This window comes from Streptomyces herbicida (genome assembly GCF_032656585.1).
Lineage (GTDB): Bacteria > Actinomycetota > Actinomycetes > Streptomycetales > Streptomycetaceae > Streptomyces > Streptomyces herbicida.
This window is the reverse complement of the sequence record NZ_JAUYWJ010000010.1, coordinates 22300-35715: the sequence shown is the minus strand read 5'-3', so window position 1 is coordinate 35715 and position 13416 is coordinate 22300. Positions and strand designations below refer to the sequence as shown.

12 protein-coding genes are annotated in these 13416 nt (G+C 71.4%); 6 read left to right on the top strand and 6 right to left on the bottom strand.

All coding sequences use genetic code 11. The annotated features are described in order from the left end of the window. Nucleotides 1-113: 113 nt before the first annotated feature. The 3 genes from Q8A52_RS21420 to Q8A52_RS21410 are packed head-to-tail and all read right to left on the bottom strand — an operon-like array spanning nucleotide 114 to nucleotide 2337. Nucleotides 114-926, bottom strand: coding sequence for an acetoacetate decarboxylase family protein (locus tag Q8A52_RS21420; protein WP_316754299.1), 813 nt, complete (start codon nucleotides 924-926; stop codon nucleotides 114-116). A gap of 10 nt (nucleotides 927-936) precedes the next feature. Then, a complete protein-coding gene (locus Q8A52_RS21415) occupies nucleotides 937-2145 on the bottom strand; it encodes an NAD(P)/FAD-dependent oxidoreductase (RefSeq protein WP_316754298.1) in 1209 nt (402 codons plus the stop codon). A gap of 3 nt (nucleotides 2146-2148) precedes the next feature. After that, nucleotides 2149-2337 carry a ferredoxin gene (locus Q8A52_RS21410; protein WP_316754297.1) on the bottom strand — a complete coding sequence of 63 codons (189 nt, stop codon included), beginning with the start codon at nucleotides 2335-2337 and terminating at the stop codon, nucleotides 2149-2151. Between the two features lie 368 nt (nucleotides 2338-2705). Here Q8A52_RS21410 and Q8A52_RS21405 point away from each other — a divergent pair, with 368 nt between their 5' ends. The 5 genes from Q8A52_RS21405 (at nucleotide 2706) to Q8A52_RS21385 (ending at nucleotide 9822) form a co-directional block, all read left to right on the top strand. Continuing rightward, nucleotides 2706-4055, top strand: coding sequence for a glutamine synthetase family protein (locus Q8A52_RS21405; RefSeq protein WP_316754296.1), 1350 nt, complete (start codon nucleotides 2706-2708; stop codon nucleotides 4053-4055). 89 nt (nucleotides 4056-4144) lie between these two features. Beyond that, on the top strand, nucleotides 4145-5431 hold the full coding sequence (locus tag Q8A52_RS21400) for a cytochrome P450 (RefSeq protein ID WP_316754295.1): 1287 nt from the start codon (nucleotides 4145-4147) through the stop codon (nucleotides 5429-5431). A gap of 114 nt (nucleotides 5432-5545) precedes the next feature. Continuing rightward, a complete protein-coding gene (locus tag Q8A52_RS21395) occupies nucleotides 5546-6271 on the top strand; it encodes a TetR family transcriptional regulator (RefSeq protein WP_316754611.1) in 726 nt (241 codons plus the stop codon). 144 nt (nucleotides 6272-6415) lie between these two features. Next, a complete protein-coding gene (locus Q8A52_RS21390; RefSeq protein ID WP_316754294.1) occupies nucleotides 6416-6838 on the top strand; it encodes a Zn-ribbon domain-containing OB-fold protein in 423 nt (140 codons plus the stop codon). A 221-nt stretch (nucleotides 6839-7059) separates the two neighbouring features. Next, nucleotides 7060-9822, top strand: a complete 2763-nt coding sequence (locus Q8A52_RS21385; RefSeq protein WP_316754293.1) for an alpha/beta hydrolase — start codon at nucleotides 7060-7062, stop codon at nucleotides 9820-9822. Between the two features lie 31 nt (nucleotides 9823-9853). On the opposite strand, the gene Q8A52_RS21380 is transcribed toward Q8A52_RS21385, so the two are convergent. From Q8A52_RS21380 to Q8A52_RS21370, 3 genes are read right to left on the bottom strand one after another with little or no spacing between them, the layout of a single operon-like run. Continuing rightward, on the bottom strand, nucleotides 9854-10240 hold the full coding sequence (locus Q8A52_RS21380; protein WP_316754292.1) for a PPOX class F420-dependent oxidoreductase: 387 nt from the start codon (nucleotides 10238-10240) through the stop codon (nucleotides 9854-9856). Between the two features lie 10 nt (nucleotides 10241-10250). Beyond that, a complete protein-coding gene (locus tag Q8A52_RS21375) occupies nucleotides 10251-11009 on the bottom strand; it encodes a type 1 glutamine amidotransferase domain-containing protein (protein ID WP_316754291.1) in 759 nt (252 codons plus the stop codon). Nucleotides 11010-11058: 49 nt separating this feature from the next. Next, a complete protein-coding gene (locus Q8A52_RS21370) occupies nucleotides 11059-12237 on the bottom strand; it encodes a MalY/PatB family protein (protein WP_316754290.1) in 1179 nt (392 codons plus the stop codon). 308 nt (nucleotides 12238-12545) lie between these two features. Between Q8A52_RS21370 and Q8A52_RS21365 the strand changes: the two genes are divergently transcribed. Beyond that, the gene (locus tag Q8A52_RS21365; protein ID WP_316754289.1) at nucleotides 12546-13385 is read left to right on the top strand and encodes an SAM-dependent methyltransferase; all 840 of its coding nucleotides are present in this window, start codon (nucleotides 12546-12548) and stop codon (nucleotides 13383-13385) included. Nucleotides 13386-13416: the final 31 nt, after the last annotated feature.

Below are 13416 nucleotides of genomic sequence, written 5' to 3'. Positions count from 1 at the left end.
CTCCTGTCGAACGAGGGGACGGCGACCCACCCAGGGGCGCGGGGCTGCGTCGATGTGCGGCTCCGGCGCGCGGGCGCGATCAGCCACCGACGACCGGAATTTCGATGACGGCCTCACTCGGCACTCGCCCCCGACATCCCGGACTCCAGCAAGCGACCCCCGTCCCATACGACGCCCACCTGCCGGTAGTACGCGGCAATCGGCTCCCGGATCTCCAGCCGCGCCAACTCCTCCGTCGGCGCCTCGAACAACTCCAACTCGGCCTCACCGACCCACGCCTGACCACCCTCGAAGGAAGCGGCCCCCGACTCGATCAGCTCGTCCAGGGCCAGCCCCTTGCCCTTCTCGATCGAAGGCAGCCAGCGATGATGCGCCATGGGGTGGGCATTGACGAACCCGTTGGTCGCCGAAGGCTCCCGCAGGGTCACGACAACCTGCGCCAACCGCCGATCAGCGGCAGCGAGCGTCGCCCCGAACCGCGCCCCCGCCTCGATCCGGGGAGCGGGACCGTACGGATGCGGCCGTGTCTGGTGAAGGGACCCGAGCTTCTTCGGATACCCCTGGTGCAGCCCCCGCGCGATCGCAAAGTCCTTGTCCACCCAGATGTACACGCACCGCGAGTACGTCTGTCCCCGGTACTTGCACCGGACGACCGCGAAGGCCTCCTTGTACTGCGACAGCACCGGATCGAGCAGCTCCGAGCCCGACTGGGAGCAGGACTGCCAGTCGGCCCAGATCAGGGCGACCGCACCGGGGTCTTCGTCGGCCAACTCCAATGGCTCGGGGAGCAGCTCACGCACCCGCGAGGGATCCGTGCGGTATTCGACGGTGAGCAGGTCGCCGGAGTAACGCCAGGGCGGCGAGGGGATCAGCGAAGAGGCACCCATCGCCGTCTTGGGGTGGAAGTAACCGCGGACACTGGTCACTTGAGGCTCCTTACGCGGTGAGGGCGGGCTGCTTCAGCAGTTCGGCGCGATAGCGGGCGGCGGCGGACGCGACGCCGGGGCCCCCGAGCGCGACCACGCCGACCAGGCGGCCGTCGCGGTGGTAGCCGGCGAGAAGGTCGCCATCGGTGTGGCCGTCGAGGACCCGGACGTCGGCGAGGCCGAGGGCGGGGGCGCCGAAGGACTGCAGCCGGAAGTCGTGCTGGTCGCTCCAGAAGGTGGGCAGGGGCGCGAACGGCGCGGGATCGGCGTCGGCTCCCGTGAGATGGGCGACGAGGGCCTTCGCCGCGTGCTTGGCGGTGTCGGTGGGGATGGACCAGTGCTCCACCCGGCGCGGCACGCCGTCGTAGCGGGCGTTGGGGAAGCGGGCGACGTCGCCGACCGCGACGACCTCCGGGCGGCCGCCGACCCGCAGCAGCTCGTCGGTGAGGACGCCATCGGTCAGGTCGAGGCCGTTGCCGTCCAGCCACTCGGTGTTGGCGACCGAGCCGACCGATTCGACGACCACGTCGGCCGGCCGGACCGAGCCGTCGCTCAGCACGACACCGGCGACCCGGTCGTCGCCTTCGAAGCCCGCGACACCCGTGCCGAGCGCGAAGCGCACCCCGCGCTCCTCGTGGCGCCGGAGCAGCGCACGGGCGAGGAGGTCGCCGAGCGGGCCCACCATCGGCAGGGGCAGCGGATCCACGACGGTCACCTCGGCGGCGCCGAGTGCAACGGCGGTGGCGGCGACCTCGCAGCCGATGAAGCCGGCACCGACCACGACCACCCGTGCGCCGGGCCGGGTCAGCGCCTCGCGCAGGCCCTGGGCGTCGGCGAGGGTGCGGACCGTGTGACGGCCGGCGAGCGGTCCGGGGCAGCGAAGCCGCCGGGGCCGCATTCCGGTGGCGACGACGAGACCGTCGTACGGGATCACCTCGCCACCGTCGAGTTCGACGCTCCGTCCGGCGAGCCGGGCCGCGACCACCCTGCGGCCGAGGCGCCACTCCGCGTCGGCGACGCTCGCGCGGGGGCGGAAGGCCAGTGACTCGAAGGGAGCCTTTCCCGCGAGGACCTCCTTGGAGAGAGGTGGGCGGTTGTATGGCATGTGGGGCTCGTCCCCGATGAGGGTGATGGCCCCGGTCCAGCCCGTCGCGCGCAGCTGTTCGGCGGCACGCAGCCCGGCCATGGAGGCGCCGGCGACGACGACACGACCGCTCATGGGTCAGTCCTCGATCCGGATGGCCTGCAGCGGGCAGACGTCCGCGGCCTCTTCGACCTCGTCGCGCAGGGCGTCGTCGGGGTCGCCGACGTGGGCGAGGCGCCCGTCGGCGTCGAGCTGGAAGACGTCGGGGGCCGCGAAGACGCACTGGCCGTGGTCCTGGCACTTGTTCATGTCGACGACGACCTTCATGGCCGGTCCTCCTGAGGGTGAGGGCGTCGGAGCGGAGTGAAGGAAAAGCGAAGGCAGGGGGTGGGGCCCCTCCGGCTCAGGAAGGGCCCCGGCCAACGGGGTGCGGCGACCGCGCCCCGAACTCGTTTGGCTTCAAACAAGGTAGGCAGTCGCCACCCCCTGGTCAATACCTATCCGGATGGATAAATTCTTGGCCCGAACCCCTTGCGGCGCGGACCATCCCTCCATACCGTTTGGCTTCAAACAGCACACCGGAAGACGCCCGGGAGTCATCTCTCCCCATCGCGCGCCGGTCCTGCCTGCACACGCCACCCACCTCCCGGACCCCATGTCCCGGAGGTGCCCGACGTCCGCCCCAGGAGACAACGGTGAGCGCTCACGACATCCAGGAAGTCCGCCGCCACATGGAACGGCTCGCCACCGACGGCATCGACGTGGTCCGGGTGACCTATCCTGACCTGCTCGGCACCGACCGGGCGCGCGACGTCCTGGTCCAGGAGCTCCCCCGGGCCATGGAGCACGGCCTCGCCTTCTGCCGGGCCGTGTACCACACCAGCCCCCAGGGCGATGTGGTCCCGGTCAGCGGCGGACTGGACGCCGGGCTGCCCGACATCGCCGTACGACCCGACCTCGACACACTGGTGGCGCTGCCCTGGGAGCCGGGAGTCGCCTCCTGTCTCGCCGAGGTCGTCGACCCGGCCACCGGGTCACCGGCGCCCGAATCGCCCCGCGACCTGCTGCGCACCGTCCTCGACCGTTGCGCCGAGCACGGGCTGCACCCGGTCGTCGGACCGGAGCTGGAGTACTACCTGTGCGAACCGGACCCGGCCGGCGGCTGGCGCCGGTACGCCCGGAATCCCGGGGTCGTATACACCGCCGGACTGCGCGCCGACCCCGACAACCACCTGCTGCGCACCTTGCGCCAGGCGCGCGACCTCGGCATCGGCGTGATCAGCGGCAACCACGAGTTCGACGGCGGACAGTTCGAGATCAACCTCGATCACTCCGACGCGCTGTCGGCCGCCGACCGCTCCTTCCGCTTCAAGGCCGCGATCAAGGAGCTGGCCCGCCGCGAGGGCAGGCTCGCCACCTTCATGGCCAAGCCGTTCAACGACTCCGGCGGTTCGGGCTTCCATCTGCACCTGTCCTGCGACGGCCCCGACGGCCGCAACGCGTTCGACGACCCGGCGGGGGCGTGCGGCCTCTCGCTCACCGCGCGGCACGCGGTCGCCGGCGTCCTCGCACACGCTCCGGCCCTCGCCGCGCTGCTCAACCCGACGGTCAACTCGTACAAGCGCTTCGGGCCCGACACCCTCGCCCCCTGGCTGATCGACTGGGGCCTGGACAACCGCAGCGCCATGGTCCGCATCCCGCCGGAGCGCGGTTCCGGTGCCCGGCTCGAGCTGCGGCTGGGCGACGCCAGCGCCAATCCGTACCTCGCCATCGCCGGGACCGCGGCCGCCGCGCTGCTCGGTGTGCTGGCGGCCGAGGAGCCTCCGGCCCCGCTGGAGGGATACGGCTACGACACCGCCAGGTCGGACATGCTGCCGACGACCCTGGCCGCAGCCCTGGACGCGCTGGAGGCGGACACCGCTCTCGCCGACGTCCTCGGCAAGGACTTCACCTCGTCCTTCCTCTCGTACAAGCGCGACGAGGTCGAACGCTTCCAACGGCACGTCACCGACTGGGAGTTCACCGAGTACGCCTACCACCTGTGACACCGCCCGCGACGCCGTCCGTGACACCGCCCGCGCCGTTGCCCATGACGCCGTCCGCGCCGCCGTCCCCGATGCCCAGGAGCCATTTCATGACCACCGAGACCCCGACCGCCGCCGCGAGCGAACCGATGCCCCTGTCGGACGTCGATCTCGCCGACCTCGACAACTTCACCGACGGGGTCACGCCCTGGCGGATGTTCCACACCCTGCGCCACGAGGACCCGGTGCACTGGCAACCGGAGGAGGCACCCAACTCCGGCTTCTGGGCGGTCACCCGGCATGCGGACATCGCCCGGGTCGACCGGGACGCCGAGACGTTCACCTCGTCCCGGTTCGTCAACCTCGAGGAGCTGGACGACGACCAGATCAAGAAGCGCGCCTCGATCCTGGAGCTCGACGGTGTCCGCCACCGTGCGCTGCGCAGCGTGATCCAGCGCGGGTTCGGCGCGAGCGTGATCAACAGCTACACGGACTTTCTGCGCGGGCTGACCGCGACCACCCTGGACGCCGCCCTCGCCAAGGGCAGCTTCGACTTCGTCAAGGAGATCTCGGCCGACTTCCCCATCAATGTGCTGGCGCGGTTGCTGGACGTGCCGCCGGAGGACAACCAGCAGCTCATCGACTGGGGCAACCGGATCATCGGCAACACCGACCCGGACTACGCGGACGTGCTGCTGCACAGCGAGGAGAGCGAGCGGTACCGCGACCTGCCGTTCCGCTCCCCCGCCTCGCTCGAGGTCTTCGCCTACGGGCGGGAGCTGGCCCGAAAGCGGCGCGGCAAGGACGGCACGGACCTGGTGTCGAAGCTGGTCAACACCACCCCGCGCGACGGGGTCCCGCTCTCCCCGCAGGACTTCGACAACTACTTCCTGCTGCTGGTGGTCGCCGGCAACGAGACCACCCGGCACACCATCACCCACTCCATGCTGGCCCTCCTCCAGCACCCCGAGCAGCTCGCCCGCCTCCAGGAGGACCCCTCCCTGATCCCCACCGCCGTGGAGGAGTTCCTGCGCTGGGCCTCGCCGGTGTACCACTTCCGTCGCACCGCGACCCGCGACGTCGAGCTCGGCGGCAAGCGGATCGGGGAGGGCGACAAGGTCGTCATGTGGTACGCCTCCGGCAACCGCGACGAGGAGGTCTTCGGCAATCCGTACGACTTCGACGTCGCCCGCCAGCACAACGACCACGTCACCTTCGGCAAGGGCAGCCCCCATCTGTGCCTGGGCAATCTGCTCGCCCGCACGGAGATCCGCATCATGTTCGAAGAGCTCATCCCCCGGCTCGCGGACATCCGCCTCACCGGTGAGGTCCCGCGGGTCCGCTCGAACTTCGTGAACGGCATCAAGAAGCTGCCGGTGGAGATGACCCTGGCCTGAGCGGGCCGACACTCAGTTCCCCCTAGAGTGTGCACTGAGTGCCAGATGCCGCGATCGAGTGCTACGTTCGCGTCCATGAGCTCCAGCAGAGCGGCAGCGTCCGCGAAGCCGCCCATGCGAGACGCCCTGGTCGCGGCGGCATTCCAGCTGTTTCTGGAACGCGGATACGAACAGACCACCGTCGACGACATCGTGGCACTCGCCGGAGTGGGCCGGCGCTCGTTCTTCCGCTACTTCCCCTCCAAGGAGGACGTGGTCTTTCCCGACCACGAGCGCTGCCTGGCCGACATGACCGGCTTTCTGGCCGGGAGCGAAAAGGACGCGGAGCCGGTGCAGCGGGTCTGCGACGCGGCTCGGCTGGTGCTGCGGATGTACGCCGAGAACCCCACCTTCTCCGTGCAGCGCTACCGGCTCACCAAGAAGGTGCCGGGGCTGCGGGCGTACGAGCTGTCCGTGGTGTGGCGCTACGAGCGGGAGCTCGCGGAGTACCTTCGCGGGCGCTTCGCCGGGCGGCCCGACGGGACCCTCCAGGCCGACGTGATCGCGGCCGCGGTGGTCGCCGCGCACAACAACGCACTGCGCTCCTGGCTGCGTTCGGACGGCCATGGCGACGCCGCCGCCACGGTGGACCACGCCCTCGGCTATGTGCAGTCCGCCTTCGCCCGGCCGAGCACGCCGGAGTCCGCCGAGAAACTCCCGGTACGCCCGGAACGCCCCATCGTTTCCGTGGAGGCGGAGCGGTCCGGGAATCCCGAGGACGTGGTTGTACTCGTCTTCCGGCGCGGGGCACCGCTCTGGCGCATGGTGCAGGAGATCGAGTCGATCCTGGGTCGCGAATGAAAATTCTGGGTACCGAGTGCCTTTACGAGTGGCACTCAGTGCCATACCCTGTGGGCGTGCACGGCGGCACGGTGAGCCGCGCACGTGCGTGCACGGCCCGCGCCGGCACGCGGGATTCCGGCCGAGCGCAGGGAGTTGACCAGCGTGTACCACCACTCAGGAAACGTCGCTCATTCGGCGGCCGGCTCCGCGACGAGCGTCCTCGAACCCGTGTCCGCGTCCGCCGACACCAGGGACGCCATCGTCTACCAGCGCTGCACCTGGTGCGGCACCGCGATGTACCACCGGCTGCTGTGTCCGGTGTGCCAGGGCAGCGAGCTGCGTACGGAGCGCAGCGAGGGCATGGGCACGGTCCGGCACTCCACGGTGGTGCACCGCAACACGCCCGCCGCGCGCAATGTGTCGCTGATCGAGATGGCCGAGGGGTTCGTTGTACGGGGCCGGGTCATGGGCCCTCCGGTGGGCATCCACAGCGGGGACCGCGTCCGGCTGTCCACGGCCAAGGATCCCGTCCGCGGCGAGCCGGTATTCCAGCTCCTCGACGAGCCGTACCGCGCCTGGACCTGACGGCCGGCTCCGGGCGGCATCGGGGCACGCGAGGTACATGAGGGCCGGCTCCTGACGATTCTCGCCTCGGCCTCCGCGCCTGCTCCCCACCAGTCTCGGCCATTGTCGCGATCACCCTCTGCGCACAGGCAACCCACAGCCTCTCCTCTCCGTCCTCCGGGGCGCGAGGGACCCCCGGGACGGCCGGGGCGTCCGAACTCGCCGTGCGAGGAGGGGAAACAGTGGTCCGTGCCCGGCGAATATGGGTCACCGCCGCCGCGGTGCTCGCGGTGGCGGGAGGATCCTCAGGATGGTCGGCGCAGGCTCAACAGCCGCCTGAGAGCAAGCCCTTGGCGGCCGTGACCGATGGGAGCCTGCCACCCGGCTGGCGCATCGCCGGGAAGCCCACGGCTTCCCAGTTGGTGTGGCGGTCCTCGGCTCCGGTGCCGATGGGCGACGCCAGGGTCGAATTCCGGTCCGGAGGCCGGTTGTTGGGAGTCCCGGCACCGGGGAAGGACGAGCACACGTTCCGGCTCGGTATCGACGGCGTCCGGCCGGCCGATCTGAAGAGCCTCGAAGTCTGGTCCGGCGGACGGCGCCTGGACGCCCCGGGAGCCACCGGGGCGAGCGGCGCCCGACCGGCGGCGAGGCCTCCGGCCCCGCTGCCCGCGAACTCCGTGGACCCCGGCAAGCCGGGCTCGTACCGTACGGTGACCGGCGAGTACAACCTCAAGTCCGTGCGCCTGCCCGGGTTTCCGGCCCCGGTGGAGATGCGCGCCGTGGTGGTGGCGCCGACCGGTGCCACCGGCCGCCGCCCGCTCGCGCTGTTCCTGCACGGCCGCCACTCCATCTGCTACGTCCCGCACGGCGAGATCACCGGCGAATGGCCCTGCCCGAGAGGCACCAAGCCGGTGCCGAGCCACCGCGGCTATCTGAGCGACCAGAAGCTGCTGGCCTCACAGGGCTATATGACGGTTTCGATCGCGGCCAACGGCATCAACGGCCAGGACTTCGCCGCCGAGGACGGTGGAGCGCAGGCCCGTTCGTCGCTGGTGCGGCTGCACCTGGCCCAGTGGGCCGACTGGGCCGACCACCCCGACTCGGCACCGGCGATCGTACGGAACGCGCCGCGCGCCGACCTGTCCCGCGTGCTGCTGATCGGGCACTCCCGCGGTGGCGAGGGCGTGAACCGGGCCGCACTGGACAGTCTGTACCCGCCGCCCGCCGACCAGGACGGCTACCACGGCACGGTGCGCTGGCACATCAGCGGCACCGTCCTCATCGGCCCGACCGTGTTCGGCCAGAACCCGGTGCCCGACGTGCCGTCGATGACGATCCTGCCGGGCTGTGACGGCGACGTCTCCGACCTGCAGGGCGAGGTGTACGTCGACGGCACCCGCGCGGTCAGCGACGGCACCGCCCTGCACAGCGCGGTCTATGTCATCGGCGCCAACCACAACTACTTCAACACCGAGTGGACTCCGGGGAAGGCACAGGCCCCCGCGGAGGACGACTTCTGGGACGACCCGGACCACCGGGACCCGGTGTGCTCGAAGCGCGCCGCCACCCGGCTGACCCCCGACCAGCAGCACAAGGCCGGTTCCACGTACATCGCGGCCGCGGCCCGGCTGTTCGTCGCCGGTGACGACCGGGTGCGTCCGCTGCTCGACGGTTCGGGACGGCGGGCCCCGTCCGCGGATCCCGCCCGTGTCCTCAGCCACGCGGTCGGCGCCAACCGCGGTGCCGCGTTCCTCCCGGACGGCAAGGTGTCGGTGACCGGCGGCAAGCTGTGCTCCGCGGTGGATCCCAGCCCGGCCGTGGCCTGCCTGGGCCGGGGCGCCAAGGGGGCCTCGCCGCACTTCGCGATGTGGGAGACGGACAAGGAGGCCGGGCGGCACGCGATCGCACTGCGCTGGACGTCCGCCGGTTCCGCCGTACGAGTGAAGACGGCCGAGCCGCTGTCCCTCACCGGATCCAAGGAGCTGGCGCTGCGGCTGTTCGTGCCACCGAACTCGACCGGGACGCAGCTGGACGTGTCCGTCACCGACACCCACGGCCGCCGGGCGACCCTCGGCCGCGCCCATGTGGACGGGCTTCCGGGCAGCGACCGGACCGCGTCGTACTGGGCCCGCGAGGTGCGGGTGCCGCTGACGGCGGCCACCCGGGCCGGGCTCGACCTGCGCCACATCAAGTCGATGGAGCTGACGCCGCGTTCACGCAAGGGGCAGGCCTGGCTGATGGACGCGTGGGGCTGGCGCCCCGGCACTCCCGCGGCACGGGCGGCCGCGCTGCCGCGCGTCGACGTGGGCCGTGCGACGGTGGACGAGGGTGACTCGGGCGTCCGTACCTACCGGGTGCCGGTCCAGGTGTCCGGGCAGGGCAGCGGGCAGGTCCGGGTGTACGTCTTCGACCCGGCGACCGGCACCGCCAAGAACCGGGTCGTGACCGTACGGCCCGGCGGCCACGACGTCGACGTACCGGTCGAGGTGAAGGGCAACACGCGCTACGGCGCGGACGTGCAGCACGACATCGTGGTGAAGGCGATCCACAGTGCGGTCGTCGGCTCCTACCGGGGCGGGATCACCGTGCGCAACGACGACCCCGCACCCAAGATCACCGTCACCCCGGTCGCCGGCAAGGTGAAGGAGGGCAAGACCCTGAAGTGGCGGCTGTCGCTGTCCGAGGCCGCCGACAGCGACCTCACGACGGTGTTCACCGCGGTCCCGGTCACCGGATCGGAGCTGTCCACCAAGGACGTGGACCCGCACTGGCTCGCGGAGGCCTCCGTCGCGGAGCCCGACCCGGAGCGCCCGCTGTCCAAGGCGTCCGTCTATCTGTGGGTGAACATCCCGGCGGGCCGGACCAGCACCGAGGTGACCCTGCCCACGATCAAGGACCGGGTCACCGAGCCCGAGGAGTCCGTGAGCCTGAAGCAGATGGACGACAGCGGCACGCCACTGCCCGACGGCGTGACGCTGAACGGCACGGTGCTGAACGTGTCCTAGCGGCCCCCGCCCTGGGGGAGCCGAGGCTCCCTCAGGGCGTCAGGGTCACCCGGATCCCGACGGTGCCGTCCCGCCCGTTGCGGAGCCGGCTGCCCAGCAGTGTGAGGCGGCCGAGGATCCCGTACTTGCGGGCGATGAGATTGCGATAGCGGCCGGTCGTGGCCGCGTCGCCGATCTCGGCGTTCGCGGGAACCTGGTCTCCGGTCGGGTTCCCGCGCACGTCACAGGCCCCGACGAGGACGTCCGCGCGGCGGCGGATCCGCTTGACCTTCCAGGAACCGGCCGCCGTCCACACGCCGAGCGCGTCCCCGTCCCGCACCACCCAGACCGGGGTGGCGACCGGTGTTCCGTCCTTGCGGTAACTGGTGACCAGCAGGTACTTGCCCGATGCGAGCCGGTCCAGCGACGTGTCATCCATGACCGGCAGTCTAGGCGGAGGCCCGCCGTCCGAGGAGTTCGAGATAGCGCCGGGCGAAGAGATAGGCGTCCCCCGGCCAGCGTGCCGACACATAGGTGCCGTCCTGGACGACGAAGGCGTGCGTGTCGTCGGCGGCGGTACCCCGTCGGGTGAGCTCTCTGGGCCCCCGCTCGAACTGCGTGCCCGGGTCGGCGAGCGCGGAGCGCACCTCGTCCTCCACATACGCCGGGTAGGTGCGGTAGTAGCGGCCGAGGCGCCAGGCGGTGGTCAGATAGGCGGTGCGTTCCATGTACTTGGGCAGACAGGTCGTACGGCGGCCGGCCAGCACACTGCGGCCGGTCGCCGGGTCCTGGGCCCGGGCCAGGACCAGCACCCCGTGACAGATGGCGCCGACGGGCCTCCCGAGTGCCCAGAACCGGGCCGCCTGCCGCTGGAGTTCGGCCGAGCCGAGGTACTGCCGCATGCCGGGCGCGTGTCCGCCCGGCAGCAGCAGCCCGTCGAAGTCGTCCACCGCCACCTCCGCCCAGGCGGCCGTGGCCGTGAACTCCGGTGCCTCGGTGAGCTGTTCGTACCACCGCTTGGGCTCGTCCGCCGCTCCCAGCTGCCCGAAGAGCACGCCGGTGAGCAGCCGGGGATCGGCGGCGGGCCGGGTCCCCGCGCGTTCGGTGGCGAGAACCACCTCGTGTCCCGCCTCGGTGAGCAGCCGCCAGGGCACGGCCACCTCGGTCACATCGAAGTCGCGGTCGGGGACCGGCATCAGCACGCGCATGGGCCCATGATGGCAGCCGGGCCAGGTGTCCATGACACGACGGTCCGGCTCACCGGAGAGCGGCCGCCATCCTGCGCACCCCGTCCGTGATCACCTCCGGCGACGTGGCCAGATTCAGGCGTACGTGTCCGGCGCCGCCCGTGCCGAACGGGATCCCGGAGGTGAGGGCGACCCGGCCACGCTCCAGGAAGACCTCGGCCGGATCGTCGCCCAGACCGAGGGCCCGGCAGTCGAGCCAGGCGAGATAGGTGGCCTCCGCCGGCCGGTGGCGGACGGCGGGCAGGTGCTCGGCCAGCAGCGCCGCGAGCAGCCGCCGGTTGTCGTCGAGGCCTGCCAGCAGCGCGTCCAGCCAGGCGCCGCCGTCGGTCAGCGCGGCGGTGTGGGCGATGACGCCGAGGTGACTGGGGCCGTGACTCACCTCCTCGGGCAGCCGGGCCAGGTCGGCGGCCGCCCGGGGCCCGGCGATCGCTACCGCGGCCTTCAGTCCGGCCAGGTTCCAGGCCTTCGACGCCGACATGAGCGACAGACCGCTCTCTCCGCCCGGCAGGCTCAGATACGGCACGAAGGCGGCGCCCGCGGCGGTCAGCGGGGCGTGGATCTCGTCCGCCACGACGCGCACGCCGTGCCGTTCGGCGAGGGCGGCGACGGCGGCCAGCTCATCGGCGGTGTGCACCGTCCCGGTCGGGTTGTGCGGGCTGCACAGCAGATACGCGGCCCGCCCGCCCCCGGCGACGGCCCGTCGGAACGCCTCCTCCAGCCCGTCGAAGTCGATGCGCAGGCCGGCGCCGAGCGGGGCCTCCAGCACCCGCCGGTCCATGTGCCCGACGAACTGGAAGAACGGCGGATAGACCGGCGAGTTGACGACGACCGGGTCCCCGGGCCCGGTGACCAGCCTGAGCATCTCGACGACGCCGAGCATCACGTCCGGCACGATCGCGGTGCGCTCCACGGCCAGACCGTCCCAGCCCCACCGTTTGGCGGCGAAGGCGGACAGCGCCTCGGCGTAGGCGGTGCCGGCGGGATAGCCGGTGTCGCCGAGTTCGAGCGCTTCGGTGACCATGCGGACGACGGGCGCGGCGAGCGGTACGTCCATCTCGGCCACCCACAGCGGCAGCACGTCCTCGGGGTAGGTGCGCCATTTCATGCTCGTACGACGTCGGAGACGGTCGAGGGTGAGTGCGCACAGGGGATTCGGTTCACCTGTCGTCTCGTGCGGGATGCTGGTCATGGGGCTCAACATAGGGGGCTGTGGTGTGACGTGGAATCGGGCGGACGCGGTCCTTGCGGCCGCTGGTGCATCGGGGTGATCCGGGACCGTGTCCGCTCGCCCGCCGACGCGTTCTTCGGGACTGTCCGGAACTGTGCCGGGCTCATTCCCGTACGGAGGCGGCGGACGTCCCTGCCGCGGTCCCCGCACTCGCCCCCCCGGCGGGCTGCGGCCGGTCCGAAAACCCCGGACGTGCGGCGGGAGATCAACTCGGGCGTCTAGATTGCCTGTTGACCCTGTACTCGCACCAGGCCCCAGGAGCTGACCCCGTGACCGACAACCCGGCAGCCACGAACGACGTAGCGACCTCGCTGCGCGCCCGCATCAACACCGGCCAGCCGCACACCGCCCGGATCTGGAACTACTGGCTCGGCGGCAAGGACAATTACGAGGTCGACCGCGCGGCCGGCGACCAGATCCGTCAGCTGCACCCGGGCATCGGCGAGTACGCCCGCGCGGACCGGCTGTTCCTCGGGCGGGCCGTGCGGCATCTGGTCGGCGACGTCGGCATACGCCAGTTCCTGGACATAGGCACCGGTCTGCCCACCGCCGACAACACGCACGAGGTCGCCCAGAGCGTCGCCCCGGACTCCCGGATCGTGTACGTCGACAACGACCCGCTCGTCCTCGCCCACGCGCGTGCCCTGCTCACCAGCACGCCCGAGGGCCGCACCGACTACCTGGACGAGGACCTCCGCAACGTCGACGCGATCCTCGAGCACGCCTCCGGGACACTGGACTTCAGCCGGCCCGTCGCGCTGATGCTCCTCGGCGTGGTCATCTTCATCGGCGACGACGAGGACCCGTACGGCCTGGTGCGCCGGCTGGTGGACCGGCTGCCCTCCGGCAGCCATCTCGTGCTGTCGCACACCATCACCAGCCCGGCGATGCCGGACGTGGACGAGGCGGTCAAGTTCTGGAACGAGCACGGCACGCCCAAGCTCACCCAGCGCACCCCCGAGGACGTCGCCCGGTTCTTCGACGGCCTCGAGCTGCTGGAGCCCGGTGTGGTGTCCTGCTCGCGCTGGCGGCCGGAGAACCCCGAGAACGCGGACGGCACCGAGCCGGAGGAAGTGGCCATGTTCAGCGGGGTGGCACGCAAGGCCTGAGAAGATCACCCATGGGGTGAACGCCGTCGCG

What these genes read in the sequence shown, in the direction of transcription:
- Q8A52_RS21415 (WP_316754298.1), bottom strand. Translation starts at nt 2,145, where the DNA reads ATGAGCGGTCGTGTCGTCGTCGCCGGCGCCTCCATGGCCGGGCTGCGT.
- Q8A52_RS21410 (WP_316754297.1), bottom strand. Translation starts at nt 2,337, where the DNA reads ATGAAGGTCGTCGTCGACATGAACAAGTGCCAGGACCACGGCCAGTGC.
- Q8A52_RS21400 (WP_316754295.1), top strand. Translation starts at nt 4,145, where the DNA reads ATGACCACCGAGACCCCGACCGCCGCCGCGAGCGAACCGATGCCCCTG.
- Q8A52_RS21395 (WP_316754611.1), top strand. Translation starts at nt 5,546, where the DNA reads ATGCGAGACGCCCTGGTCGCGGCGGCATTCCAGCTGTTTCTGGAACGC.
- Q8A52_RS21380 (WP_316754292.1), bottom strand. Translation starts at nt 10,240, where the DNA reads ATGGATGACACGTCGCTGGACCGGCTCGCATCGGGCAAGTACCTGCTG.
- Q8A52_RS21375 (WP_316754291.1), bottom strand. Translation starts at nt 11,009, where the DNA reads ATGCGCGTGCTGATGCCGGTCCCCGACCGCGACTTCGATGTGACCGAG.
- Q8A52_RS21370 (WP_316754290.1), bottom strand. Translation starts at nt 12,237, where the DNA reads ATGACCAGCATCCCGCACGAGACGACAGGTGAACCGAATCCCCTGTGC.